Genomic DNA, 23,976 nt, shown 5'->3' with positions numbered 1-23,976 from the left:
TAAGTATTAAAAATCAATTATTTATATAAATTTAGCGGGTGTGATGTATAAAATGCAAGATTGCTGAATATTTAATATATTTTTAATGTATCAAAAGATCTTATAATTGGGAAATAAAAAATCCCGGTGACCAGCACCGGGATTATATGTTCTAAATCTGGATAGAATTATAAGCTTACTCTTACGAATCCTGTTACTTTAAGATCTGCATTTACAGATTTTACATAATCAGCAACAGTGATGCTTCCATCTTTAATGAAAGCCTGGTGTACTAATGTGTTGTCTTTGTAAAATCTCTGCATTTTACCTTTAAGGATGTTTTCGATAATGTTTTCCGGTTTCCCTTCTTTAATAAGAAGTTCTCTTTCGATTTCCAATTCCTTATCGATAGTTGCCTGAGAAACAGAAGTTTCGTCAAGAGCGATTGGGTTCATAGCAGCTACCTGCATAGAAACAGCTTTAGCCGCTTCGGAAGCTCCTTCTACATTAGCAGAAAGAGAAGTGATAGCAGCGATTTTGTTTCCAGCGTGGATGTAAGCTCCTAAGAAAGGCCCTTCAATTCTTTCGAATGCACCGATTTCGATTTTTTCACCGATTACACCTGTCTGCTCAACTAATTTTTCAGCAACAGTAATTCCGTGGAAATCTGTAGCCAAAAGTTCTTCTTTTGTAGCAGCAAAGATCGCCATTTCAGCAAGTTCGTAAGCCAGTTCAATAAAAGCTTCGTTTTTACCAACGAAGTCAGTTTCGCAGTTTAAAGAAATAACAGCACCTAGCGTGTTGTCTTCGTTCACTCTTGCGATCACTGCCCCTTCAGTAGATTCTCTGTCTGCTCTGTTTGCAGCTACTTTCTGTCCTTTTTTTCTAAGGATATCTACTGCTTTTTCGAAATCTCCTTCAGCTTCTACTAAAGCTTTTTTGCAGTCCATCATACCTGCACCTGTTTGGTTTCTCAATTTTGCTACGTCTGCAGCAGCTGGTGTATAAGACATAATATCTATTTTTTTTTATTTAAGATTCGTATTAATTTTTAGCTTACTTTTAAAGCTGCGCAAAGATAATGATTTTAATGATAAACTAAAAAATGACTTTTTGCGTTATTTATATTATTTAATAAATTTTTAAATGTCTCTTTAATGAAAAAAATATTTCTCCTCATATTTTTATGCATATTTACCTTCGGTTTTTCACAGAAAAAGAAAAAGGCAAAATCGAAAGCCATTGTTGAAAAGGAAACGGTTATCATTTATACTGAAAGTGATGCGGAAAGTACTGCTGAAGCCAGAGTTGTTGCAGGATTCCTGAAGCAGAATCCCGGACACGCCAAAACGGATTATTTCAAAAGAAAACTTATGCAGATCGTCATGGCAAATAATTCTCCGGAGGCTAAGCCAACGATAAAAACGTTAAGTGAAGATAAGATCAAGCAGATGGTGATTGATAACAATAATCTTAACAAAGGGAAAGCCATAGCTGCTAATACGGGTGCGGCAACGCCTGAAAGAACCGTGAATTATGCCAGTGTTACGGGAGCTACCAGTAAAAAATCGGGGGCAAGTGAGCAGCACAAAAAAACGGCAGCAATGCTTACCCATATGTTTAATAATGATCCCATGGATAAAGAAGCATACATCAATATAAAAAATAGATCGAAGTGCAATCTTATCGTAAAAATCAACGGAAAAAAATATTATAATCTTGATGTTCCGGCAAACGGGCAGAATTTTCTGCTGGTTGAAAAAGGAGAATACATTCTTACAACAATGGTTTGCGATGCAAAGTACTCATCCTTAAAAAAGATCAATAAAGATATTGAAATCGAGTTGAACCTCAGAGAAGATTAAAAGCATATCATAAAAAAAGCCGGTTAAGAAATTTCTTAGCCGGCTTTTTTATGTTATCCTTTAAATTGCCCCATGGCAATGAATTTATCCTGTCTTTGGGTTTCAAGTTCCTGTCCTGTGAATTTTGAGAAGGCTTTGATATTCTGTAAAATCGAAGTCTTCAGATTCTGGAAAGTGCCTGCCGGATCATAATGTGCTCCTCCAAGAGGTTCTTCAATAATACCGTCAATGAATTTTTCTCTTAAAGCATCTTTCGGGGTAAGGTTCAAAGCATTGGCTGCATCTTCCTTGTGATCCCAGTTTCTCCAAAGGATGGATGAACAGCTTTCCGGTGCAATTACCGTATACCAGGTGTTTTCCAGCATGTATACTTTATTTCCTACACCAATTCCTAGTGCTCCGCCACTGGCACCTTCGCCGATGATATAAGTAAAGATTGGCGTTTTAAGCTGAACCATTTCAAAAATGTTTCTTGCAATGGCTTCACCCTGGCCTCTTTCTTCAGCTTCCAGTCCGGGATAAGCTCCCGGTGTGTCTACCAAAGTTACCACCGGAATCTGAAACTTTTCAGCAAGTTTCATCAGTCGAAGCGCTTTTCTGTATCCTTCAGGATTCGGCATTCCGAACCTTCTGTGTTGTCTTTCTTTTGTAGTTCTTCCTTTCTGAGTACCGATGACCATCACTTTCTGTCCGTCCAGTGTAAGTAAGCCACCTACCATTGCCGGGTCATCAGCGAAATTTCTGTCTCCGTGAAGTTCAAGGAAGCTGCCTTTATCCGCCATTCCGTTGATATAATCTAATGCGTAAGGACGATCCGGGTGACGGGACAGTTGTACTCTCTGCCAAGGCGTAAGATTACTGTAGATTTCTTTTTTCTTTTCTAAAATCTTATCCTCGATTTGGCTACATGCTAATTTTACATCAACACCACTTTCTTCTCCTACTAAAGAACAGGTCTGAAGTTGATCCATTAGCTCTTTTATAGGAAGTTCGAAACTTAAATATTCCATTTCTTGAAGTAAATTAAATCTTTCAAATTTATGAAAAATTATATGAATCTATTTAAAATTATTAATTGCATTGTTTATTCTGGAGATAGTTTCCTCTTTTCCAAGAAGTTCCATGATATCCGGAACGTCCGGGCCTTTTAGTTCTCCTACTAAAGACAGACGCAGAGGCATCATCACTTTACCCATTCCCAGACCTTTGTTTTCCGCGAAATCATGCATGGCCTGCTTCAGGTTTTCAGCATTAAATTCCGTGCTTTCCAAATGAGAAGCCAATTCCCCTAAAATAGCAGAAGTTTGATCATTCCATGCTTTTTTTGAGGCTTTTTCATCATAAGAAACAGGTGCTTCAAAGAAAAATTTTCCTTTTTCGTTATCAAGGGTAAGATCTTCTGCAAAAGTTAACCTTTCTTTCATTAAGGAAATTATTTTCAGTAATTTTTCATCTGAAAGCGTTGTACTAAAACCTGATTTTTTTAAAATTTCAAGCAATTCCTGATCAGATTTTTGCTGAATATACTGATGGTTGAACCATTCCGCTTTTTCTTTGCTGAATCTCGCACCGGCTTTATGAACTTTATTTAAATCAAATTCTTTTGCCATTTCGTCCAGGGATAAAATTTCTTTATCATCTGCAGGCGACCACCCTAAAAGAGCCACCATATTGATAAATGCTTCCGGAAGATATCCGCTTTCCCGGTATCCTTTAGAAATATGCCCTGTAACAGGATCCGTAAAATTTAACGGAAATACGGGAAACCCGAATTTATCGCCGTCTCTTTTGCTCAGTTTACCCTTGCCTTCAGGTTTTAATATCAAAGAAAGGTGTGCGAACTGTGGAGCTTCCCAACCCATTGCTTCATATAATAAAGTATGCAGACCTAAAGATGGCAGCCATTCTTCACCACGGATCACATGGGAAATTTCCATTTCGTGGTCATCGATGATGTTGGCAAAATGATAGGTTGGCATTCCGTCATTTTTTACCAGAACTTTATCATCTAAAGTATTGGTATTAACAGAGAACTTTCCACGGATAATGTCTTCAAGGTTCAGCGTTCTGTCTACCGGCATTTTGAATCTTACCACATACGGTGTTTTTTCGTCGAGCAGCCTCTTTACTTCTTCTTCAGAAAGAGCCAGGCTGTTTCTTAGCTGGTTTCTTGTTCTGTTGTCATAAGAGAAGACATCACCTCTGGTTTCGTATTCTGCACGGATGGCATCCAGTTCTTCCGCAGTGTCGAAAGCGATATAGGCATAATCCGTTTTCAGGATCTGTTCCGTATACCGGTCATAAATATCTCTTCTTTCAGACTGTCGGTACGGAGCAAATTTTCCTCCTTTTTTAGGGCTTTCATCGGCTATAATCCCGCACCATTCCAAAGCTTCTTCGATATATTCTTCTGCACCTTCAACATATCTGGCGGTGTCGGTATCTTCAATTCTCAATACAAATTCACCACCCTGGTTTTTAGCAAAAAGATAATCATATAATGCGGTTCTTACGCCCCCCAAATGTAATGGTCCCGTAGGACTTGGAGCAAAACGTACTCTTACTTTCTCCATTTTCAATTTAATTTTATGCAAATTTACTTAAAAATATACGGTTTTAAGAATGTTTAATAGATGGTTTGCTTGCTTTTTTGATCCGAATATTTACTTTTGTATAATAAAAAAAGCCTTAAATTATGTTAGAAATAGGGGAGAGACCTTGGGGAAAATATTATGTATTGGCAGATGAACCGAATTACAAACTGAAAAGAATTGAAGTGAATCCGGGGCAGAAGCTTTCTTACCAGTACCATCATAAAAGACAGGAGCAGTGGACCATTATCGAAGGTGATGCTACGGTGGTTCTGGATGATAAAGAGATCAGTTTAAAATATGGAGAAAGTATTTTCATCCCTCTTGGTGCAAAACACAGAATGATGAATCTGTCCGATAAGCCTGTTGTATTTATTGAAGTGCAGACCGGGACTTATTTCGGGGAAGATGATATTGTGAGGATTGAGGATGAATATGACAGAAATTAATCTTTAGTAAATAAAAAATGGCTGTCCGGAATTGTGACAGCCTTTTTTTAAAACAGACTTTTCAGCCAAAGTTTCATTTTCTTGGTAGCTGAAAGGTTAAGCTTAATTTCCGGTTGCGGAAACTTCTTTTCAAATGCTTTTATAAAATCATCAATATTTTCTGCAGGAAAAAAGGAAAGCTGATGCCAGTCTGAAGGAGAAAGCGGATGGAAATCAATGAATTCAGTATGGTTTTCTGAACGGATGCTTTTCCAGAATTCAAAAAAATTCATAGTGTCAAAATCATTTTTGTGTCCCCAGTTCATTATTTTTTCAAGGATTTCATTTTCATCTCTTGCCCATGACTGATGAATGAGACGATATTCGAGTGACAATGTTCGTCCGGTATTGGTTCTTCTGGCATAATTGTATTTTGGATAGTTGGTGATAAGAAAGCATTTTTCTTCAAATGGTTCAATAATATAAAAACCACTTTCATCATGCCGGAATAAGGTTACCCAATCTACCTGAAAATTGATAGGATTTTTTTCCGGATGTGCTAAAAGATATTGGTGTTTTCTTAAAAATTGAGAGAGTTTTTTAAAGTCATAAGCATATTCATCACCGTCAATTTGCATATGCCATCCGCCATTACCCATTTTTTCGGCCATCATATTTCTTTGCCTTGTTTCGAGATCCATCGGAGCAGTACCTTCAATGTAGAATTTATCTTTGTACAATATGATTTTATGCTGCGTATCGAGACTTTTTATTTCTGAAAAAAAGCTTTCCGGAATATATACATCATTGCCTGCCCATGTTTTATTGTTTTCGTCATAGCTGATAACAATACGGTCTACGTGATCATAAATTTGTTTTACAGAAGTAAAAATATAAGAGTAATCATAAGATAGGAGATAGCCTGCTTTGATAATGTTTTTTTTGTCTCTCATAATAAATGCTTATTTTCGTTAGCCGGAAAAGGCGGGACAAAATAATAAATTAAAAATGGGAATTAAAAGATTTTTTAAAAATAAAATCAAGGATCGTAATTTTATTAAGAATAAGAGAAAACTTAAGATTAATCATTATGATTTAGATTTTTTTGAGAACTATGTTTTTAATTTTACCAAATGCGAAAATCCTGAAGTTTCCATTATTATCCCCGTTTACAACCAGATAAGATACACCTTAAACTGCCTTTACACCATCGATCAGTTTGACCGTGATATTCAAAAGGAAATTATCATCATCAATGATAAAAGTACAGATCATACTTTAGAATATTTAAAAAAGATTAACGGAATAACCGTTATTGATAACCCGGAAAACCTTGGTTTCCTCAGAAATGTTAATAAGGGCATTCATGCGGCAAAAGGAGAATATGTCTACCTTCTGAACAACGACGTTGAAGTTCAGGAAAATTATTTGTCCAGCCTTCTGAATGTTTTCAGTAATAAAGATAACGTTGGAGCCGTAGGTTCTAAAATGATTTTCGCGGATAATACGCTGCAGGAAGCAGGCTGTCTTATTTTTGAAAATACAGAAATTGTAAACCTGGGAAGATGTGAGGCGATTGATACTCCAAAATATAATTTTTTAAGAAAGGTAGATTATTGTTCCGGATGCAGTTTATTGTTTAAAAGAGTAGACGGTAGCGGAAATCTTAATCTTCTGGATGAGGCTTTTCTGCCTGCTTATTATGAAGAAACCGATCTTTGCCAGCGTTTGAAGTATGAGCAGGGTCTGGATATTTATTATCAGCCGGGTTCCGAAATTATTCATTTTGAAAATATATCTTACACAGGCAAAGACAATGGTAAAGAACTGCTGCTTCAGAAGAACAGGGAAATCTTTATGAGCAGATGGAATCAATATTTTACCAATACAAGATTTCTTGATAAAGGAAATACCAATAATCTCAATGCTTTTTATAAAAAGCCAAACGTTCTGATTCTTGAAGAACTTATTCCGAAGCCGGATAAAGATTCCGGTTCCAGGAGATTTTTGGAAATCATAAAAATTCTTCAGAAAAATCAACACAGAATAATTTTAGCGGTAAAACAGCTTAACGAAGAAGATGATGTATATGTGGATTTTTTCAGAGGCATCGGTGTTGAAGTCTGTAAAGATTTTGTCAATGCACAGGATAGAATAGTAAAAGTTAAAGATCAGGTGCAGGAAGCGCTTCAATTTGTAGATATTGTATGGATCTTCAGACCGACGGGTTTTGACTTTTGGTATAAAATGATTCAGGAAAAACTTGCCGGACAGAAAATAATTTATGATATGGTAGACCTTCATTATCTGAGAATGGAGAGGGAAAATGAATATATCGCCATCACAAAAGACCGTAAAAAAGAAATGAAATTCTTTCGGGAAACTGAATATGCTGCCATGAAGACAGCAGATGTTGTCGTTTCCATCAGTGATGAGGAAAAGAGAATTGTTTCCGGCCAGGGTATTCAGAATGAGAAAATATTTACTGTAAGTAATATTCATGAGCCGGTGAAGACTCAGGAAGTAGCATATTCTCAAAGAGAAGGCCTTTTATTTATAGGCGGTTTTTACCATATGCCTAATATGGATGCCGTAAAATTCTTATATGAAAACATAATGCCTTTAGTTTGGGCTAAAGATGCTTCAATTAAAATTAATATACTCGGACCGGATTTTCCTGAGGAAATAAAACAACAATATAATTCAGACCGCTTCTGTATTCTGGGATATCAGAAAAGTGTTGATTACTGGTTTGAAAACTCAAGAATTTTTGTAGCACCGCTGAGGTACGGAGCTGGTGTTAAAGGTAAAATAGGCCAGGCTCTGGAATTTTCCCTGCCCGTAGTAACAACGGAGATAGGTGCAGAAGGAATGGGTCTTGTGGATGGAGTGAGCGCTTTGGTATCGGGAAATAATGCAGAACATTTTGCAGATAAAATCCTGGAACTTTACCACAATGAAAAACTCTGGAATGCGCTTCACCAAAACAGCACCCAGCCTCTCGAAAAATTTTCTGTAAAACAGCAGGAGCAAAATATTAAAAGTATGTTCGAATATTTAGGATTCAAATAAAGCTGTGATTATTTTATAATTTCCCGGATCCAATTGCTAAAGCCATACTTTTCCACAATTTCCTCAGGGAGTTTATGATAAGGTTTTTTCAAAAACAGCTCAATGTTTTTATAATTGTTGTTTTCAACGATAAAGATATTATCAGGATGATAAAAGTCGTAGTTTTTTACCATAACATTATCGGTAATTACCTTTTTTTGATAATAAAGCCCTTCGAAAAACCTTATGGAAAGCCCGTTATGTAAAGGATCAACAAAATCCAGGAGAATGTCTGAATTTTTCACATGCTCCAGGTTTTTCTCAAAAGTGATCCTGTCTTTAATGTAAGTGATTTTGCTGTTTTTACGTTCAGGTTCTTTAAAATACTGAATGAATATTGAAAGATGTACGTTAGAACCGGAAACCTCATCAATAAATCTGTCGATTTTTTCTTCCCTGCTTTTCCAATACAGTCCAACGAAATAAAGATTGGGATTTTCAGTATTGTATGGTTTGTAAAACGGAGGAAGATGATCAAAGTAAAAATTAGTGATCTGCTTGATATTGTGCTGGTTTTTTACTTCTTCAAAACAGAAGAAAGTATCAAATAAATTGAAATATTTTTTTACCTCAGGAAACTTTTCAATCCCGTCCCACTGGTAGGCGATCAGTTTCGACGTTCTTTCTTTCAGTTTTTTTATGAATGAAACCGGAAAATTATCAGGACGTATCACCAGAATATAATCCAGTTTTCCTTCTATTGCGGAAAGCTGGTGACCCAGTTCTTCCTTAAAATGACGATTGATGAGGTTTTGCTTATAGCTCTTATCCCTGAAAATATTTTTGATAAAAAAGTTTTTAATACTTTCGAGTCCTCTGTATTTAAATTCCGAAACCTTATCTGTAATAAGAAAAGGTTCAAAGCCTGCTTTTTTAAGATTATCAACAAAAAGCTGTGGAAAATCTGAATAATCAGGCATTATCAAAAGAAATTTTTCCTTTTTTATCATTTTAAATTTGAATTGAAAAGACGGAACATGATGATTCTGAAATGTTTTCTAAGGCTGTTGACCGGACTGTTGAAATATTCTTTTTTTATCGTGTCAGGATCTTTTAAACTGATTGTATTCAGATATTTAAAATAAAATTTCTCAATGTTTTTCAGGTTAATTGTATCATTGAACTCGGGATTTACTTCCTTAAATGTCTTTTCCATTTCCCGCACTGCAGCATCGGAATAGTTGGAATCATTTTTAAAGTTTCCGATAATTATTTTTTTCAGATAAGCAATATAATAGGCACTGATATTATTATTCGGATATTTAATATAGTAATTATTATAAATGGTCTTAATAACACTCAGATAGCCCAGGAGGTTTTTATCGCTTTTCTTTTTGGTGATCGACTGCGCATTGTCAACGGTATACAGATAAGTGATTTCAGGAATGAATGTTATGTTTTTTGCCCTGAACATGGTTTCGAAAAACCACAATTCATCTTCATGATAGATCCCGCTCAAAAACTTCAGATGATTTTCCCGGATAAATGATTTTCTGTATAGCTTGTTCTGTGCGATAGGGCTTAAACCTTCGGTCATATTTTTGATAAGAACTTCAGAGTGCTCATTAGCAATCAATTGCTTTTCGGATGGATGGGGCAACGATGAGATGTTTTCTTTTCTGTCCCATGAATAGGTTGCTGTTTTTCCAACGATAATATCTTCTTTACCGGTATAAACCGAAACGAGGGTTTCGATAGCTTTTGGAGGAAGGAGATCGTCACTGTCACAGAAAAAAATAAAATCCCCTTTAGCTTTTTCCAGCCCGAAATTCCTTGTATCAGAAAGCCCTTTATTCTGCTGATCATATATTTCAAATCTTTCATCAGGAAAATTTTTAATAATTTCCAGCGTATTGTCCGTGCTTCCGTCATTGATCAGAATGCACTGAATGTTTTTATAAGTCTGATTCTGAATGCTTAAAAGTACTTCATGCATGTAATGCGAAGCATTGTAACAAGGAACAATAATGCTTACTGAAAGGTTCATGTTAAATAATTTTTTTCAGGGTTTCGTTTACCGCTTCGGTTGAAAAAGGACGAAGGCTGTCCACCGAGTTTTCACTAAGGGTATTCCACAGGGTTTCATCATTATTCAGTTGGATGATGGCTTCTGCAAATGATTTTTCGTCATTGGCTATCAGAACATTTTTTTTGTTGACCAGCTGCATGCCTTCAGCACCGATATCAGTAGTTACAACAGGTAAAAAATATTCAAAGGCCTGGCCTATTTTGCCCTTAACACCTGCCCCGAATCTTAGTGGTGCTACCATCAATTTAGATGTCATGAAATGCTGCTCAATACTTTCCACAAATCCTAAGAATTTGAATTTCGGGTATAGCTTCAGATCAAGCTTATCTGCCACATTTCCGATAACGTTTACTTCAAGCTCCGGATTTTCTTTCCAGACCAGAGGCATTATTTTTTCATATAAAAATTTTACCGAATCAATATTGGGTTCGTGAATCGAACCGATGAATACAATCCCTTTGCTTGACGCAAAATTATTCCTTTCCGAAACATCAATTTTAGGATAATGTATATTTGAAATGGTAAGGATTTTCCTTTCATCAGCATACTTTCGCATGATCTCTTTTTCTTTATCGGAAATAGCAATTATGTAATCCAGCTGCGGCGCAACAACCGTTTCCAGACGATAAAAGTGCTTGTAATTTTTCTTTAATGAAATACGGTTCGGTTCAATCTCGATCGCTCTCTTATATCGTAAAAAATGAATATCCACCATATCATAAATGAATTTTGCAGCAGGCAGGATATTTTTTATTTTCCAGTAAAACAGATTCAGTGCCAATGGCCCGTTGAACCATATAAAGTCTACTTTTTTAAAGTCATTAAGAAATTCATAGAGGGTTTTGTATTTGTTGTTTTCCGTGAATACAATCACACCATGCTCCTTATAAAATTTCACATAAGGATCGTCTTCAAAAATGTGAGGTGAGAAAAGAATACAATTGAAACCGATCTTTTTATAAATCAGGATAATTTCTTTGAGCCTGTTGGATCCGGAATCCTTATCATGGGAAGGAATATCTCTGGATGCAAATAAAATGGTTTTTTTTGAGGGGTCAAAAGAGGTTATGTTAATAATCTCCTGTGTATTTAGAATTTTGAGTTTTTCTTTTCTTTTAAAGTGTTTTTTAATTCTCTTTATAATTCCCATGATTAAGTTTTTTTGTTGAGCCCGAACACTTTATCCGTCCAATGTTCCAGGGTGTAGCTGTAATAAATTTCTTCCGGAACTTTTTCGTAAGGTGTCTCAAAAAAAGATTTTTCCAGATTACTGCATGTTTCGTTTAAAACCAGAATATTCTGAGGGTTATAAAAATCATACCTTTTGATCAGTTCATTATCCGTAATGATTTTCTTTTCTAAAGCCAATGCTTCAAACACCCTGAAACTCAGTCCATATTGATTTTCACGGGTAAGATCAAGCAAAGCTCGCGAATTTTTATAATATTCGGGAAGTTTTTTATGACTTATTTTTTTAATGCTGAATAGGATGTGCAGATTTTCCGGTATTTTAATGAATGCGTTTTTCAGCTGATGTTTCCAGCCCTTTTTCCCGATAACAATAATCTGAAATTTAGATTGCAGCTGAAACAGCCTTTTGGTAAGCTGTTTAATGAATTCTACTCTTTTATTATCGTAAGAAGTGATGTAAAAAAGATCCATCTCAGGATGCTGGTTTTCACAGGGACAAAATGGAAGGTATATATAATTGGTGAGTTTTTCAAAGCCATATTTTTCCACATCGGCAATATCAAATGAAAAAATTTTATCGAAAAGATCCAATTTTTCCTTATCAACGACTACGCGGTCCAGGCTGTCATAAAGATAGGTAATAAGGCGGCTGGTATATTTTCTGATTTCCTGAAGAGTAGACAGATCAAAAGTATCCGGATTCATTACAAGGATCTGGTCCTGATGCCCCAGCTGCTGAAGAGAATCGGTGACAAACCGTTGTCTTTTTTCCGTTTTCAGATTTTTGTTGAGAAAAATTTTGCTTACGGCATTCTTCGCCCGCTCACTAAAATTAGAATGGGTTACATCGGCAATTTTAATGTGATGGGCATCTATATTTTTAGAACGTAAAGCATCAACTATATAGTGGTCATATCCCCAGAAATCGAAACTAATTACACAGATTTTCATTCAGTCAGTTTGCTCCTTTTTTAATGATTCATAAGTTTCAAAAACACTTAAGGACTGTAGATAGGAAAGCTGGTAGCCTTCTTTTCCGTCAAGAATACCTAAACGCAAAATGTATGCCTTAAAAAATTTAAAAGCTGTTTTTGAATACTGTGCTGCGAGACTGTATTTTCTTCCCTTTGCTGCCAGTTCCTGTCCTTTCAGAATTCCGTAATGAATCATTTTTGATTTATAGGATTCATAATCACTAACGGAAAAGTGGAGAAGTTTATTCTTCATTGTTCCTGTCGTTCCGTTAACGTGCAGTGTTTCATGAACTTTTTTTCCGCTTATATATCGGGCTTTTGACTTTCTGAAAAGCCTGAAATTCTTATCGGTTTGTGTTCCTGAATAATGGATGGGTTTGCCTGCAAAATAGAATTTTCTGTAAAAATAATAGGCATCCTTCTGCACCGGTTTTTTTAATTCCTTCAAAATTTCTTTTTTTAAAGGCGCAGTGATTCTCTCATCTCCGTCCAGAAACAATACCCAATCATTTTTTGCGGCATCCAAAGCAATATTTCTTTGCTTTGTAAAATCCTCAAACGCATTTTGAATTATTTTTACTTTAGAAAATTGCTGTGCGATTTCTATCGTTTTGTCTGTGCTGAAAGAATCTACTACAATAATTTCATCACAGAAATCAAAGCACTCCAGCACTTCCTGAATGTTTTTTTCTTCGTTATACGTTATGATTAAACCGCTTACATTCATCATAACCTGTTCTGCCATTCCAATTAATTTATCTTTCCTAAAACATTTTTAATCTTCCAAAGATAAGTTTTAATTTGAAATGTATCAGTGTGTCTGTTCCCTTTATGTCTATTCTGCACAATTCATAAGGTTTCTGGGTGGGGAAGTAATTGATTTTGTTACCGATTCTTACGGCATAAAGAATGTTCAGATGTTTCAAAACTGAAAATAGAGCCTGTTTTCCGGGATTTTTCTTAGGATATTTTCCGTATGGGTACGCCAGAACTTTTGAATATTCTATTTTTTCTTCGTCGAGAATCTGCATGTTTTTTTCAAGATCTTTTTCTATGAAATCGGCAGAAATATTTCTGAAGTTTTGATGAGAATGGCTGTGAAGAGCTATATCAAAATACTTGCTGTTCAGTTGGCGGATCTCTTCAAAAGTCATCATCACATTATTTTTATACCCTTTCTGAATAAATTCTGTAGGAATAAATATGGTTGCTTTCAGCTTATATTTTTCTAACAAAGAAGGAAGGTATATTTCATTGTTTTTGTAACCGTCATCAAAAGTAATAATGATGCTTTTTGGCGAAGGGATGTTCAGCTCACTGAAAAATTTTGAGGTGTATTTTTTCCTGTTTAGATATTCAAATTGTTTCTCAAGGTTTTTCAGGCTTACTATCAGATCTTCAGTGCTTTCTTCCGCGATCTGGTGATACATCAGAATGATCAGGCGGTTTTTAGGAAAAAGAAAAAGATACAACCGAAAATAAAATACGACACAAAGAAGTACTGGAAAAATCAAATACAGAATCTTCATCATTCGCCATATTTTTTTCTGATTTCAATGAGCCTGATTTTCTCACGCAGTTTTATGTATTTTAAAAATGTATAATATGACATTGTTTTGGCTACATAGAAACCTGCAAAGCCGTCCAAAAAACCAAATTTAAATAGATAAACTTTTATAAATTCGTAAACAGGACTGACGATAATTTTAAAGTTCTGATACTTTTTACCACGTTCAAACATCTTTTCTGCCATCATATCAGAGTAGATATTGATTTTAGAAATGTGATGATGAATACTTTTGTAAGTGTAATGATTTAATTTTCCTTCTAAAATTCCCGCTTTTTTAGCGGTAATCAGAAATTCATGTACTTTATCGTCAGAATATTTTGCACAATCTCTTTTGAATAACCTTTCCTTACATACATTTCCCCAGCCTCCGAATCTGATCAGATTAATGCTTATATAATTTAAAAATTTAGCCTTATAAACACAATATTCCGTATTTCCGGAAGAGACAATGTTTCGTATAGATTGGAGCATCTTTTCATCAGGGACTTCATCTGCATCCAGAAAAAGTACCCATGGTTTAGAACAAAGACTGAGGGCATAATTTTTCTGTTCCCCATATCCGCTAAATTTTCTTTCATGAAATTTGATATCCGGATAATCATGAAGACAAATTTCTTTTGTTCTGTCCGTTGAATAGCTGTCTACGATAACAATTTCGTCAACTGTATCTTTAACGGCATTAAGCAATCTTACAATATTATCTTCTTCATTGTAAGTAATGACTGCAAGGGTAAGTGCCATTTCTACTGAAATGAAAGGATGGTTTTTTCAATGATTTTCACACAGTCTAAAAGTTGTTCTTCAGTAATGACTAAAGGTGGCGCAAGCCTGATGATATTTCCGTGGGTCGGCTTGGCGAGTAATCCGTTTTCTTTCAATTGTAAACAGATATTCCAGGCTGTAGAACTTTCCGGAGTATCGTTGATTAAAATAGCATTCAGAAGACCTTTTCCTCTTACTTTGGTAATGAGACCGGTTTTTTCTATTAGTTTTTCAATTTCAGAACGGAATAATTTACCAAGCTCTTCCGCTCTCTCGGAGAGTTTTTCTTCCTGTACAACGTCCAGTGCCGCGACTGCTACTGCACAGGCAATAGGATTTCCGCCAAATGTAGAACCGTGCTGGCCGGGTTTGATGACATTCATAATTTCATTATTAGCCAATACCGCTGAAACAGGATACATTCCGCCGGAAAGAGCCTTGCCTAAAATAAGAATGTCCGGCTGAACATCTTCATGATGGCATGCAATCAATTTTCCTGTTCTTGCAATTCCCGTCTGAACTTCATCTGCAATAAAGAGAACATTATATTTTTTACACAATTCAGAGGCGTCTTTCAGAAAACCGCTATCCGGAACATAAACCCCCGCTTCCCCCTGGATAGGCTCTACAAGAAATGCCGCAATCGTATCTGATTCTCGGCTGAGAACTTCTTCTAATGCAGAAAGATCATTATATGGAATTTTAATAAAGCCTGGTGTAAAAGGTCCATAATTCTGATTGGCATCCGGATCATTTGAAAAAGAAACAATGGTAGTGGTTCTTCCGTGAAAATTATTTTCGCAAACAATAATTTTTGCAGCGTTTTCAGCAATGCCTTTTATTTCATAACTCCATTTTCTGGCTAATTTTACTGCCGTTTCCACAGCTTCTGCCCCGGAGTTCATGGGTAATACTTTATCAAAACCAAAAAGATCAGTAATCTTCTGTTCGTATTCTCCCAATCTGGAATTATAAAATGCTCTTGATGTTAAAGCCAGTTTTTTAGCCTGCTCTACTAAAGCTTCTACAATTTTTGGATGAGAATGTCCTTGATTGACAGCAGAATAAGCGGATAAGAAATCATAATACTTTTTACCGTCCACATCCCAGACAAAAACACCTTCTCCGTTTTCCAGTACCACGGGAAGAGGGTGGTAGTTGTGAGCGCCGTGTTTGTCTTCAAGGTCGATAAAATATTGGGAATCTTTTACAATTTCTGCTGTTGACATATATTTGATTTTGCGCAAATGTAAACATTATTAATGAGATGACTAAACAGAAATCTCATGCTGAAAAAGAAAGGATTTTAAGAACTTTTAATCCTCTAAGAAAACCGAATCAGAAAATATTGCTACTGCAAATAATCCGTTACAGTTATTCTATCTTTAAAAATATGAATTTTAATATTTGTTAATTTAAAAGATTGTGGTGACAACTTTGACAAAGTTTTTTTAATGCTGAAAAAAAACCGCCTTCATGAGGCGGTTACAAATTATATACAAATCAGATTAATGATTGTCGTATTTTTTATCCATTACAAAATCTTCCATGAATTTTGTAGTGTAATTTCCTGAAAGATAATCTTCATTATCCATCAGCTGTCTGTGGAAAGGAATCGTTGTTTTCACTCCTTCAATATAAAATTCTTCCAGAGCTCTTCTCATTTTGGCAATAGCTTCCTCACGGGTCTGTGCCGTAGTGATCAGTTTCGCGATCATGGAATCATAATTGGAAGGAATGGTATATCCCGAATATACATGCGTGTCTACTCTTACCCCGTGTCCGCCAGGAATATTTAATCCTGTAATTTTCCCCGGAGAAGGTCTGAAATCAGCATAAGGATCTTCCGCATTGATTCTACATTCGATGGAATGTAATTTTGGATAATAATTAATTCCTGAAATCGGAGTTCCCGCAGCCAGAAGAATCTGTTCTCTGATCAGGTCATAGTCAATAACCTGTTCAGTGATCGGGTGTTCTACCTGGATTCTTGTGTTCATTTCCATGAAATAGAAATTTCTGTGTTTGTCCACAAGGAATTCAATAGTTCCCACTCCTTCATAGCCGATGAATTCCGCAGCCTTTACAGCAGCTTCACCCATTTTCTCACGAAGTTCGTCTGTCATAAAAGGAGAAGGTGTTTCTTCAGTAAGTTTTTGGTTTCTTCTCTGAACAGAACAGTCTCTCTCAGAAAGATGACAGGCTTTACCAAATTGGTCACCAGCAACCTGGATTTCAATATGTCTGGGCTCTTCGATCAGCTTTTCCATGTACATGCCTCCGTTTCCAAATGCTGCTACAGCTTCCTGAATCGCAGATTCCCAGTGGTCTTTCAGATCTTCAGCTTTCCATACTGCTCTCATTCCTTTTCCACCACCACCGGCAGTTGCTTTGATCATTACAGGATAACCTGTTTCTTCAGCAATCTTTACAGCATGTTCATAAGATTCGATCAGGCCGTCAGAACCCGGTACACAAGGTACACCGGCAGCTTTCATGGTTGCCTTAGCATTTGCTTTATCTCCCATTTTCTCAATCTGTTCAGGAGTGGCACCAATAAATTTAATACCGTTTTTCTGGCAGATTCTGGAGAAGTTGGCGTTTTCGGATAAGAAACCGTAACCCGGGTGAATGGCGTCTGCATTGGTAATTTCAGCAGCAGCAATAATATTAGGAATTTTAAGGTATGAGTCTTTGCTCATTGCGGGGCCGATACAAACCGCTTCGTCTGCAAATCTTACGTGAAGACTGTCTTTGTCTGCAGTTGAATAAACCGCTACCGTTTTAATCCCCATTTCTTTACAAGTACGTAAAATACGCATTGCAATTTCGCCACGATTGGCTATTAATATTTTTTTGAACATCTTCTTTAATTTGAAAATTAGATAATTTGAAAATTAGACATGAGTACGAAACTTAAAAGTTAGTTATCTAACTTCTATCTTCTAACTTCTAACTTCTAACTAAATTATGATGGATCTACTAAGAATAAAGGTTGATCATATTCTACAGGAGAAGAATCATCTACCAAAATCTTAACGATTTTTCCGCTTACTTCAGATTCAATCTGGTTGAATAATTTCATTGCTTCGATTACACAAACCGTTTTACCAATAGAAACTTCGTCGCCAACGTTCACAAATACATCTTTATCCGGAGATGGTTTTCTGTAGAAAGTTCCGATCATTGGAGACTTGATAGTCACATATTTACTTTCATCAGATGATGCTTCGGCTTTTTCGGCCGGTGCAGCTGCAGGAGTAGCAGCCGGTGCAGGTGCAGCAGCTACCTGTTGAGGAGCAGTGTGATACACTGCAGGTTGAGCATAAGCAACTTCGCTACCCGCTAATGGAGTTTTAATAGTGATTTCGAAATCTTTGGTTTTGTATTTTACTTCAGAAACTTCTGCTTTAGACACAAACTTAATAAGATTTTGTATGTCTTTAATGTCCATAAAATTGATATTTGATTTTGAGCCAAAGATACCAAAAAATAGTAAAAAACAACAAAAAACCGCCAAATTTTATAAAAATCGGGCGGTTTTTGTATTAAATCGAGTGTTTTCCGGAGGAAAGCGACTCTTAGTTTTCTTCAGTAGTTGCTACTTCTTTTTCCAATACTACTTTACCTCTGTAGTATAATTTTCCTTCATGCCAGTGAGCTCTGTGGTATAAATGAAGCTCTCCTGTTGTTGCATCTTTAGCTAATTGAGGAACTACAGCTTTGTAGTGAGTTCTTCTCTTATCTCTTCTTGTAGACGATTGTCTTCTCTTTGGATGTGCCATTTTCTAATAACTTTTTTAATTGATGAGCGATGAGATTCATCATCTCATCATTAAACTATTTAATTTTTATTCTTCAAATTTTTTAATGCGTCCCATCTCGGGTCGCTTTCATGTTCTTCTTCTTCACTTTCTTTGGGACTGAACTTCTCAAGGATTGCGAGATCTTCATCACTTACATTCGGTGATATTTTTTTCATAGGAATGGAAAGCGCAACGTTTTCATAAATTAATTGTGCCACGTTAAACGCATGATCACTGGAAGGAATTGTAATAACATCTTCCTCGCTGTCATCATATTCTTCCCCGAATTTTACCAATACCTTGATCTCATTTTCAATAGGATGATCGAAATTCTCGTTTGTAATGTCGCAAACAAGCTCTACCGTACCATTTACTTTGATCTCAAACTCCAGAAACGTAGAATGTTTGTCGAGTAGAACATCTACTGAAATCCTGGGATTTGTAAATTCCTGTTCAGTATCAAATAATTGAAAGAACTCTTTATTTATCTCAAACCTGAACTCGTGCTTGCCGGTTTTTAGTCCGGAAAAGCTTACGTCATAGTTTCTTAACTTGTCCATAAAATGAGTGTGCAAAAATATGCAATTTTTTTATAATAACAAATAAATTCTAAAACAAATTAACTTAAAATTCCAATTGAAGATTTACGCTTCGGTTTCATCAGGTAAATCTTCATCTATTCCGTTATCTACAACCATTTTTCTCGGCTGCAGTCGGTTACTCATCAGATCATTGTATTCGCTTCTGTTCCTAAAAATTTTAATAGCAGTAAAGATGGCTTCGCTAAAACTACGCTCATCCGCAATGTTTTTTCCTGCAATATCGTAGGCTGTGCCATGGTCCGGTGATGTTCTGATAAAAGGAAGCCCGGCAGTATAATTTACACCTTCTTCGTAAGCTAAGGTTTTAAATGGAGCTAAACCCTGATCGTGATACATCGCTAAAACCGCGTCAAAACTTTTATATTTTTCCGGTTGAAAAAAGCTGTCGGCAGGGAAGGGTCCAAATGCAAGAACTCCATTATCTGAAAGCTCTTTGATAGCCGGAGCAATGATTTCAATTTCTTCTTTTCCAATCACACCGCCGTCACCTGCATGTGGATTTAAGCCTAAAACAGCAATTTTTGGTTTTGAAATATTAAAATCTTCAATTAAAGTCTGGTTTAAAACCCGGATCTGTTTTTTAATTTTTTCCTTGGAAATATTTTCAGCCACCTGTGCAATTGGAATATGGTGTGTCAGTACAGCTACCTTTAAGTCTTCCGTTACCAGGAACATTAAGCCTTTCTTATTGAATTTCTCTTCAAAATATCCGGTATGTCCGGCATGTTTAAAGCCCATTTTTACCATTTCATCCTTGTTGATCGGTGCGGTTACCAGAACATCAATCTCTCCTTTTAGTAAGGCTTCAGTTGCTGCCTCAAGAGAATCAATAGCCATTTTGGTGGATTCTTCTGTTGGTGTGCCTAGTTCTACCACAGAGTTTTCCTTCACAAGATTCACCATATTCAGTTTTCCTGCCTGCGCCTGAGATGCTTCATTGATATAGTTGAAATTCAGATTCAGCTTGAAAATGTTTTTCTGAAAAGTGAATAATTTTCCCGAGCCAAAAATCACAGGGGTGAAAAAATCCGTAATGGTTTTGTCTGCTAGGGACTTCATGATGATTTCCGGACCGATGCCATTGAAATCTCCTATTGAAATTCCTACTCGTACTTTATGGTTTTTTGGGCTCATTTTGATTATCTTTGAAGATTAATAAACTACAAATTTAGCAAAAAATAATATGTTTACAGGAATAATTGAAGCGGTAGGGGTAATTGAGAAGATAGAAGAAAACGGAAGCAATATTGATTTTACATTAACCTGTCCTTTTACGAGTGAACTGAAAATCGATCAGAGCTTAGCGCATAACGGTTGTTGTCTTACGGTTGTAAAGATCGAAGGAGATCAATATGTGGTAACGGCAATCCATGAAACCTTAGAAAAAACAAATCTGGGGAAATGGGAGCAAGGCACTGTAGTAAATCTTGAACGGTGCATGAAAATGGACGAACGTCTGGACGGTCACATCGTACAGGGCCACGTTGATAAAACCGGAGAAGTTGTAAATATCGAAAATAAAGACGGAAGTTATTTTATTACCATTTCGTATGATAATACCGGCGGTTTTGTAACGGTTCCTCAGGGTTCTATTACGGTAAACGGAATCAGTCTTACCGTTGCTAAAAGTGAAGATCATCAATTTTCCGTTGCTATTATTCCTTATACCTGGGAATTTACCAATATGCAGTATTTAAGAAAAGGAGATAAAGTTAATTTAGAATTCGACATAATTGGTAAGTATATTGCTAGGTTAATTAATAAACAGAATGTCAATGGGTATGTACAAAGGATATAGCCTTAGGAACCGTGTCTTTTTCGGATTCTTATTGGTGTGTCTTTTAAGTGTAGTTGCTTCTTCGCTGGTCCCTTATTTCGTTTTAAGGGAAAATTCAATTACGAAAAGCAGAATTGACATGCAGGAAAAAACGGGAGCGGTGATCCGGTATCTGGATTATGCCGTAAGCATGAAACATACGGAGACACAAGATCTTCCAAGTCTTCTCGAAAACAAAATCTTCGAGATTGCAGACATCAATCAGCACGACATTATTTTATACGACTTAAAGGGAAATTATTTACTTTCAAATAAAGAAGAGAGCCTGGTAGAACAGAAAAAGATTCCGATCAATATTGTTAACAGGATTCTTTCAACCAAAACCAGAGTGGATATCAAAGGATATGATGCCTCTAAAGATGCTGTGCTTACTTCATCTTATCTTTTGTTGAAAAATAATGATCTTGAACCGATCGCTATTGTGTATATTCCTCTGTATCACAATGAATCAGCTTATCTTGATGTTCTTAATATCTACGTAAAATACATTATTCTTGTTGATGTCTTTTTAATCCTTTTCAGTGTATGGTTCAGCTGGGTGATGTCTAACAATTTAGCTAAAAATATTACCAAATTTTCAGATATGATTACAAGGATCACCCTGTTTGAAAATGAAATGCGGCCGATCCGATATTATAAAAACGATGAGCTAAATGCTTTGGCTAGAGCTTATAACAGAATGATTCTTCAGATTCAGGATCAGAAAGAAAGACTTCGTTTTAAAGCATCTGAAGAAGCCTGGAGGGAAATGGCAAAACAAGTAGCGCACGAAGTGAAAAATCCACTGACGCCAATGAAACTGACCATTCAGAATTTTGAAAGAAAATTTGACCCGGAAGATCCGAATATCAGGGAAAAGGTAAAACAAATGAGCAAGACCATGGTTGATCAGATTGATCTTATTGCTACGGTTGCCTCTGCGTTTTCCGAATTTGCCAAACTTCCGGAGAAAAACAATGAAATCATCAACCTGAATAATGAAGTAGAAGATATTCTCCGGGTTTTTAATGATGACAGCATATTTATGCATTCCAATAAAAGTAATATTATGATCAATATGGACAGGATTTATCTGTCCAGAATTATTACCAATCTTGTTACTAATGCAAAGCAGGCAGAAAGCGATGAGAGAAAATTAATTATTAATGTTGATGTAGAACAGCATCAGAGGAGAGTCATGATTTCTGTTCAGGATAACGGAATCGGAATTCCCGAAAATATTTACGAAAGAATCTTTGAACCGAATTTTACTTCTAAAAATAGCGGGATGGGCTTAGGTTTGTCCATGGTCAGAAAAATGGTTGAAGATTATAAAGGAGAAATTATCGTAAAATCCGAGGTAGGAAAAGGTTCTACGTTCACCATTACTTTGCCTACGAATTTATAGTGAAATCATTTACGTTTAAACAATTTGTTATTCAGCAGTCAAAAGAGGTCTTCCGGGTAGGAACAGACGGTGTTTTGCTTGGCGCTTTGGCAAATAGTAACCATGCGCTCAATGTTCTCGAAATCGGAACAGGAACGGGCCTGATTTCCTTAATGCTGGCCCAGAGGAATCCTGAAGCCAAGTTCTTTGGGATTGATATTAATAAACAAGCGGCAGATCTTACTAAAATTAATTTTGAAAACTCACCATTTTCTTCCAGATTGGAAAATGTGCATCAGGATTTTAAAGAATTTGAAACGCATGAAAGGTTTGATTTAATTGTTTCTAATCCGCCTTATTTTGAAGCATCAGATTCTGAAAAAGATAAAATCGCAAGACAAACTGTAGAATTAAACTTTCGTCAGCTAATTTCAAAATCTTCAACACTTCTTTCAAAAAATGGAATTTTTTCAGTCATCATCCCTGTTGAAGCGGGGCGCGACTTTGTGGCTATAGCTGAAGAAAATCATTTGTTTTTAGTGCGTAAAATTAATATTTTAGGTATTGTAAATTCAAATGTTAAAAGGATTATTCTCGAGTTTTCTTTAACGGAAAAATCACTGGAAGAATCAGAGTTTATTATAGAAAAAAGTCCGAGACAATACTCGGACCAATATCTTGAACTCACCCAAGAGTTTCATGTTTTTAAAGAGGTTAAAAAGTGAAAATAATAACTTATTCGCTAAATTATCTTTATTCAAACAATTCCGCTGTATCCAGTACAGAAACTTTCCCATCTTCACATCTAATCGCTTCTCCGGGGAAATTCTGAATCATGTGATAATCATGGGTTGCCATTACCACGGCAGCTCCGTTTTCCAAAGCTACTTGCTTTAAAAGCGTCATAATTTCGTTGGATGTTTCGGGGTCCAGGTTTCCTGTAGGCTCATCTGCAAGAATAAGATCCGGATGGTTAAGAAGAGCTCTCGCAATGGCAACACGCTGCTGTTCTCCACCGGAAAGCTCATGAGGCATTTTGTGTTTTTTGCTCTTCATGTTTACACTTCCCAAAACCTCATTGATGCGGTCTTCCATTTTTACTTTGTCGCTCCATCCTGTTGCTTCCAGTACAAATTTCAGGTTTTTTTCGACCGTTCTGTCAGAAAGCAGCTGAAAATCCTGGAAAACAATTCCCAGTTTTCTTCTCAGATTCGGAACATCGGAAGCTCTCAGCTTCGCCAGGTCAAAGCCTACTACGGCTCCATGCCCTGAAGCTAAAGGAATATGCCCGTACAATGTTTTCAGCAGTGAACTTTTTCCTGAGCCTGTCTTTCCGATAAGATAGCAGAAACGTCCTTTCTTAATGTTCAGATTCACATCAGAAAGCACTGTGAAATTTTTCTGTGCAATCTTGGCGTGCTGCAGGCTGATGATGTTGTCTCCGGCAATATGTGTATGTGGCATAATTCAGTTTTAAAAATACTTTTTCTAAAATTTTTTCAGATTTTAAAAATAGGAAAAAGAAGGGTAAAAAACCTAAATTTTAGGAAATTTTAACAACAAAAAATGCCTGAAAAACTTCTTTTCAAGCATGATTTGTATATGATAATAAAAAGATTATCTCTTAGCGCGTGATGCACTTACAGTTAAACTCTTTCTGCCTTTAGCTCTTCTCGCAGCCAAAACTCTTCTTCCATTTGGCGTAGACATTCTTTCTCTGAAACCGTGTTTGTTTCTTCTTTTTCTTTCTGATGGCTGGAATGTTCTTTTACTCATTACTATATGTTTAAATCGTAATTATCTATTAATTTTCAGGTTGCAAAGATATGTAATTTTTTAAAAGTTACAAACTTTACCAATCTTTT

Annotated in this window: 25 protein-coding genes; 6 read left to right on the top strand and 19 right to left on the bottom strand. The window is 36.1% G+C overall.

The window, feature by feature from the left end:
* Positions 1–167: 167 nt before the first annotated feature.
* The gene (tsf, locus tag M0D58_RS09345) at positions 168–992 is read right to left on the bottom strand and encodes a translation elongation factor Ts (RefSeq protein ID WP_248388651.1); all 825 of its coding nucleotides are present in this window, start codon (positions 990–992) and stop codon (positions 168–170) included.
* 144 nt (positions 993–1,136) lie between these two features.
* Between tsf and M0D58_RS09340 the strand changes: the two genes are divergently transcribed.
* On the top strand, positions 1,137–1,844 hold the full coding sequence (locus M0D58_RS09340) for a DUF6759 domain-containing protein (RefSeq protein ID WP_248388649.1): 708 nt from the start codon (positions 1,137–1,139) through the stop codon (positions 1,842–1,844).
* 53 nt (positions 1,845–1,897) lie between these two features.
* Here the strand turns inward: M0D58_RS09340 and M0D58_RS09335 are convergent, their stop codons facing one another.
* Together M0D58_RS09335 and gltX are read right to left on the bottom strand one after the other, a co-directional pair.
* Positions 1,898–2,854 carry an acetyl-CoA carboxylase carboxyltransferase subunit alpha gene (locus M0D58_RS09335; RefSeq protein WP_248388647.1) on the bottom strand — a complete coding sequence of 319 codons (957 nt, stop codon included), beginning with the start codon at positions 2,852–2,854 and terminating at the stop codon, positions 1,898–1,900.
* 48 nt (positions 2,855–2,902) lie between these two features.
* Positions 2,903–4,417 carry a glutamate--tRNA ligase gene (gene gltX / locus M0D58_RS09330; protein ID WP_248388645.1) on the bottom strand — a complete coding sequence of 505 codons (1,515 nt, stop codon included), beginning with the start codon at positions 4,415–4,417 and terminating at the stop codon, positions 2,903–2,905.
* A gap of 122 nt (positions 4,418–4,539) precedes the next feature.
* Between gltX and M0D58_RS09325 the strand changes: the two genes are divergently transcribed.
* Complete coding sequence (locus tag M0D58_RS09325; RefSeq protein WP_248388643.1) at positions 4,540–4,884, top strand: phosphomannose isomerase type II C-terminal cupin domain; 345 nt, start codon at positions 4,540–4,542, stop codon at positions 4,882–4,884.
* 47 nt (positions 4,885–4,931) lie between these two features.
* Here M0D58_RS09325 and M0D58_RS09320 read toward each other — a convergent pair whose 3' ends face one another.
* Positions 4,932–5,816 (bottom strand): hypothetical protein, encoded by an 885-nt coding sequence (locus tag M0D58_RS09320; protein ID WP_248388641.1) that lies wholly within the window; start codon positions 5,814–5,816, stop codon positions 4,932–4,934.
* Positions 5,817–5,871: 55 nt separating this feature from the next.
* Here M0D58_RS09320 and M0D58_RS09315 point away from each other — a divergent pair, with 55 nt between their 5' ends.
* Positions 5,872–7,935: a glycosyltransferase gene (locus M0D58_RS09315; protein WP_248388639.1), complete on the top strand. Its 2,064-nt coding sequence runs from the start codon at positions 5,872–5,874 to the stop codon at positions 7,933–7,935.
* A gap of 8 nt (positions 7,936–7,943) precedes the next feature.
* Here M0D58_RS09315 and M0D58_RS09310 read toward each other — a convergent pair whose 3' ends face one another.
* From M0D58_RS09310 to pdxA, 13 genes are all read right to left on the bottom strand, one after another.
* Positions 7,944–8,921, bottom strand: a complete 978-nt coding sequence (locus tag M0D58_RS09310; protein WP_486864953.1) for a WaaS/CpsH family glycosyltransferase — start codon at positions 8,919–8,921, stop codon at positions 7,944–7,946.
* Entirely contained in the window at positions 8,921–9,961 is a 1,041-nt protein-coding gene (locus tag M0D58_RS09305; RefSeq protein ID WP_248388635.1) for a glycosyltransferase family 2 protein, read from the bottom strand. The genes M0D58_RS09310 and M0D58_RS09305 overlap by 1 nt, the downstream gene beginning before the upstream one ends.
* Position 9,962: 1 nt before the next feature.
* Positions 9,963–11,153, bottom strand: a complete 1,191-nt coding sequence (locus M0D58_RS09300) for a glycosyltransferase (RefSeq protein WP_248388633.1) — start codon at positions 11,151–11,153, stop codon at positions 9,963–9,965.
* Between the two features lie 2 nt (positions 11,154–11,155).
* Positions 11,156–12,145 carry a WaaS/CpsH family glycosyltransferase gene (locus M0D58_RS09295; RefSeq protein ID WP_248388631.1) on the bottom strand — a complete coding sequence of 330 codons (990 nt, stop codon included), beginning with the start codon at positions 12,143–12,145 and terminating at the stop codon, positions 11,156–11,158.
* Positions 12,146–12,913 (bottom strand): glycosyltransferase family 2 protein, encoded by a 768-nt coding sequence (locus M0D58_RS09290; RefSeq protein ID WP_248388629.1) that lies wholly within the window; start codon positions 12,911–12,913, stop codon positions 12,146–12,148. It lies immediately after the preceding gene.
* Positions 12,914–12,932: 19 nt separating this feature from the next.
* A complete protein-coding gene (locus tag M0D58_RS09285; protein ID WP_248388627.1) occupies positions 12,933–13,700 on the bottom strand; it encodes a polysaccharide deacetylase family protein in 768 nt (255 codons plus the stop codon).
* A complete protein-coding gene (locus M0D58_RS09280) occupies positions 13,697–14,479 on the bottom strand; it encodes a glycosyltransferase family 2 protein (protein WP_248388625.1) in 783 nt (260 codons plus the stop codon). The genes M0D58_RS09285 and M0D58_RS09280 overlap by 4 nt, the downstream gene beginning before the upstream one ends.
* Positions 14,480–14,481: 2 nt before the next feature.
* On the bottom strand, positions 14,482–15,729 hold the full coding sequence (gene rocD / locus M0D58_RS09275) for an ornithine--oxo-acid transaminase (RefSeq protein ID WP_248388623.1): 1,248 nt from the start codon (positions 15,727–15,729) through the stop codon (positions 14,482–14,484).
* A 279-nt stretch (positions 15,730–16,008) separates the two neighbouring features.
* Positions 16,009–17,364, bottom strand: coding sequence for an acetyl-CoA carboxylase biotin carboxylase subunit (gene accC / locus M0D58_RS09270; protein WP_066440746.1), 1,356 nt, complete (start codon positions 17,362–17,364; stop codon positions 16,009–16,011).
* Positions 17,365–17,468: 104 nt separating this feature from the next.
* Positions 17,469–17,954 (bottom strand): acetyl-CoA carboxylase biotin carboxyl carrier protein, encoded by a 486-nt coding sequence (accB, locus tag M0D58_RS09265; protein ID WP_248388621.1) that lies wholly within the window; start codon positions 17,952–17,954, stop codon positions 17,469–17,471.
* 127 nt (positions 17,955–18,081) lie between these two features.
* Positions 18,082–18,285: a 50S ribosomal protein L32 gene (gene rpmF / locus M0D58_RS09260; protein ID WP_007843326.1), complete on the bottom strand. Its 204-nt coding sequence runs from the start codon at positions 18,283–18,285 to the stop codon at positions 18,082–18,084.
* 59 nt (positions 18,286–18,344) lie between these two features.
* Positions 18,345–18,866, bottom strand: coding sequence for a YceD family protein (locus M0D58_RS09255; RefSeq protein ID WP_248388619.1), 522 nt, complete (start codon positions 18,864–18,866; stop codon positions 18,345–18,347).
* An 84-nt stretch (positions 18,867–18,950) separates the two neighbouring features.
* Positions 18,951–20,042, bottom strand: coding sequence for a 4-hydroxythreonine-4-phosphate dehydrogenase PdxA (gene pdxA / locus M0D58_RS09250; protein WP_248388618.1), 1,092 nt, complete (start codon positions 20,040–20,042; stop codon positions 18,951–18,953).
* Positions 20,043–20,091: 49 nt separating this feature from the next.
* On the opposite strand from pdxA, the gene M0D58_RS09245 reads away from it, so the two are divergent.
* The 3 genes from M0D58_RS09245 to M0D58_RS09235 are packed head-to-tail and all read left to right on the top strand — an operon-like array spanning position 20,092 to position 22,836.
* A complete protein-coding gene (locus M0D58_RS09245) occupies positions 20,092–20,706 on the top strand; it encodes a riboflavin synthase (RefSeq protein WP_248388617.1) in 615 nt (204 codons plus the stop codon).
* Positions 20,678–22,132, top strand: a complete 1,455-nt coding sequence (locus M0D58_RS09240) for a sensor histidine kinase (protein WP_248388616.1) — start codon at positions 20,678–20,680, stop codon at positions 22,130–22,132. Before M0D58_RS09245 ends, M0D58_RS09240 begins: the two co-directional genes overlap by 29 nt.
* Entirely contained in the window at positions 22,132–22,836 is a 705-nt protein-coding gene (locus tag M0D58_RS09235) for a tRNA1(Val) (adenine(37)-N6)-methyltransferase (protein WP_248388615.1), read from the top strand. The genes M0D58_RS09240 and M0D58_RS09235 overlap by 1 nt, the downstream gene beginning before the upstream one ends.
* A gap of 28 nt (positions 22,837–22,864) precedes the next feature.
* Here the strand turns inward: M0D58_RS09235 and M0D58_RS09230 are convergent, their stop codons facing one another.
* Positions 22,865–23,575, bottom strand: a complete 711-nt coding sequence (locus M0D58_RS09230) for a cell division ATP-binding protein FtsE (protein WP_089998417.1) — start codon at positions 23,573–23,575, stop codon at positions 22,865–22,867.
* A 153-nt stretch (positions 23,576–23,728) separates the two neighbouring features.
* A complete protein-coding gene (gene rpmH / locus M0D58_RS09225; RefSeq protein ID WP_007843334.1) occupies positions 23,729–23,887 on the bottom strand; it encodes a 50S ribosomal protein L34 in 159 nt (52 codons plus the stop codon).
* Positions 23,888–23,976 lie beyond the last annotated feature (89 nt).

The organism is Chryseobacterium nepalense (genome assembly GCF_023195755.1).
In the GTDB taxonomy this organism is placed as follows: domain Bacteria; phylum Bacteroidota; class Bacteroidia; order Flavobacteriales; family Weeksellaceae; genus Chryseobacterium; species Chryseobacterium nepalense.
Note: the sequence above shows the minus strand (reverse complement) of the source record. Positions and strands in the feature narration are given on the sequence as shown.

Coding starts and splice junctions, on each gene's coding strand:
- M0D58_RS09340 (WP_248388649.1), top strand. CDS start 1,137: ATGAAAAAAATATTTCTCCTCATATTTTTATGCATATTTACCTTCGGT.
- pdxA (WP_248388618.1), bottom strand. CDS start 20,042: ATGAGCCCAAAAAACCATAAAGTACGAGTAGGAATTTCAATAGGAGAT.
- rpmH (WP_007843334.1), bottom strand. CDS start 23,887: ATGAGTAAAAGAACATTCCAGCCATCAGAAAGAAAAAGAAGAAACAAA.
- M0D58_RS09320 (WP_248388641.1), bottom strand. CDS start 5,816: ATGAGAGACAAAAAAAACATTATCAAAGCAGGCTATCTCCTATCTTAT.
- M0D58_RS09245 (WP_248388617.1), top strand. CDS start 20,092: ATGTTTACAGGAATAATTGAAGCGGTAGGGGTAATTGAGAAGATAGAA.
- accC (WP_066440746.1), bottom strand. CDS start 17,364: ATGTTCAAAAAAATATTAATAGCCAATCGTGGCGAAATTGCAATGCGT.
- tsf (WP_248388651.1), bottom strand. CDS start 992: ATGTCTTATACACCAGCTGCTGCAGACGTAGCAAAATTGAGAAACCAA.
- M0D58_RS09305 (WP_248388635.1), bottom strand. CDS start 9,961: ATGAACCTTTCAGTAAGCATTATTGTTCCTTGTTACAATGCTTCGCAT.
- M0D58_RS09230 (WP_089998417.1), bottom strand. CDS start 23,575: ATGCCACATACACATATTGCCGGAGACAACATCATCAGCCTGCAGCAC.
- rpmF (WP_007843326.1), bottom strand. CDS start 18,285: ATGGCACATCCAAAGAGAAGACAATCGTCTACAAGAAGAGATAAGAGA.
- rocD (WP_248388623.1), bottom strand. CDS start 15,729: ATGTCAACAGCAGAAATTGTAAAAGATTCCCAATATTTTATCGACCTT.
- M0D58_RS09285 (WP_248388627.1), bottom strand. CDS start 13,700: ATGATGAAGATTCTGTATTTGATTTTTCCAGTACTTCTTTGTGTCGTA.
- M0D58_RS09240 (WP_248388616.1), top strand. CDS start 20,678: ATGTCAATGGGTATGTACAAAGGATATAGCCTTAGGAACCGTGTCTTT.
- M0D58_RS09290 (WP_248388629.1), bottom strand. CDS start 12,913: ATGGCAGAACAGGTTATGATGAATGTAAGCGGTTTAATCATAACGTAT.
- M0D58_RS09300 (WP_248388633.1), bottom strand. CDS start 11,153: ATGGGAATTATAAAGAGAATTAAAAAACACTTTAAAAGAAAAGAAAAA.
- M0D58_RS09280 (WP_248388625.1), bottom strand. CDS start 14,479: ATGGCACTTACCCTTGCAGTCATTACTTACAATGAAGAAGATAATATT.
- M0D58_RS09255 (WP_248388619.1), bottom strand. CDS start 18,866: ATGGACAAGTTAAGAAACTATGACGTAAGCTTTTCCGGACTAAAAACC.
- M0D58_RS09295 (WP_248388631.1), bottom strand. CDS start 12,145: ATGAAAATCTGTGTAATTAGTTTCGATTTCTGGGGATATGACCACTAT.
- M0D58_RS09335 (WP_248388647.1), bottom strand. CDS start 2,854: ATGGAATATTTAAGTTTCGAACTTCCTATAAAAGAGCTAATGGATCAA.
- accB (WP_248388621.1), bottom strand. CDS start 17,954: ATGGACATTAAAGACATACAAAATCTTATTAAGTTTGTGTCTAAAGCA.
- M0D58_RS09315 (WP_248388639.1), top strand. CDS start 5,872: ATGGGAATTAAAAGATTTTTTAAAAATAAAATCAAGGATCGTAATTTT.
- gltX (WP_248388645.1), bottom strand. CDS start 4,417: ATGGAGAAAGTAAGAGTACGTTTTGCTCCAAGTCCTACGGGACCATTA.
- M0D58_RS09325 (WP_248388643.1), top strand. CDS start 4,540: ATGTTAGAAATAGGGGAGAGACCTTGGGGAAAATATTATGTATTGGCA.